This window comes from Pseudomonas agronomica (genome assembly GCF_025917275.1).
GTDB lineage: Bacteria > Pseudomonadota > Gammaproteobacteria > Pseudomonadales > Pseudomonadaceae > Aquipseudomonas > Aquipseudomonas agronomica.
In genome coordinates, this window is record NZ_JAOSHO010000899.1 from 1 (window position 1) to 1012 (window position 1012).

General features: G+C 61.4%; 1 protein-coding gene. It reads right to left on the bottom strand.

Features of this window, described 5'->3' with window-relative positions:
- Positions 1–915: L-glyceraldehyde 3-phosphate reductase (gene mgrA / locus OC610_RS27980; RefSeq protein ID WP_264432845.1), on the bottom strand; the 915-nt coding region annotated here is incomplete at its 3' end.
- Positions 916–1012: the final 97 nt, after the last annotated feature.

Here is a 1012-nt window from a genome sequence, read left to right on the forward strand (position 1 = left end):
CTGCTCCGGCCGGCTCGCGCCGATCAGGGCCGAGGTGACCCGTGGGTCGCGCAACGTCCAGGCCAGGGCCATTTGGGCCAGGCTCTGGCCGCGACGCTGGGCGATTTCATTGAGGGCTCGCACGTGGGCGATGTTTTCCTCGGACAGATGCGAAGCTTGCAACGAGCCACCTCCCGGGCGATTCACCCGCGCATCGGCGGGAATGCCCTTGAGGTATTTGTCTGTCAACAGGCCCTGGGCCAGCGGCGTGAAGGCAATGACGCCCGTGCCGAGTTCCTCGGTGGCGTCCAGCAGGTCTTTTTCCACCCAGCGATTGAGCAGGTTGTAGGCCGGCTGGTGGATCAGCAGCGGGACTTTCCATTCCTTGAGCAGCGCGGCCATTTCCCGGGTCTTCACGCCCGAATACGAAGAGATGCCAATATACAACGCCTTGCCCTGTTGCACGGCCGTGGCCAGGGCGCTGGCTGTTTCCTCCAGTGGCGTGTCGGGATCGAAACGGTGGGAATAGAAAATATCCACGTAATCCAACCCCAGGCGCTGCAGGCTCTGGTCGAGGCTGGCCAGCACGTATTTACGTGAACCGCCGCCCTGGCCATACGGGCCAGGCCACATGTCCCAACCGGCCTTGCTGGAGATGATCAGTTCATCGCGGTACTGCTTGAAATCTTCACGCAACAACCGACCGAAATTGATTTCGGCGCTGCCATAGGGTGGGCCGTAGTTGTTGGCGAGGTCGAAGTGATTGATGCCCAGGTCGAACGCTGTGCGCAACAAGGCACGCTGGGTATCGATCGGCGTGCTGTCGCCGAAGTTGTGCCACAAGCCGAGTGACAAGGCCGGTAGCACCAGCCCGCTGCGACCGACGCGGCGATAGGGAATGGACTCGTAGCGGTTTTGCGCAGCGGTGTAGGTCATCGAAAAGGCTCTCTGTGCGAACGGCGAATGGCAGAAGCTAACATCTCACAGACGCATCGGTCAGGCCGAAAGTTCGCAAGTCCTTGTGGGAGCGAGC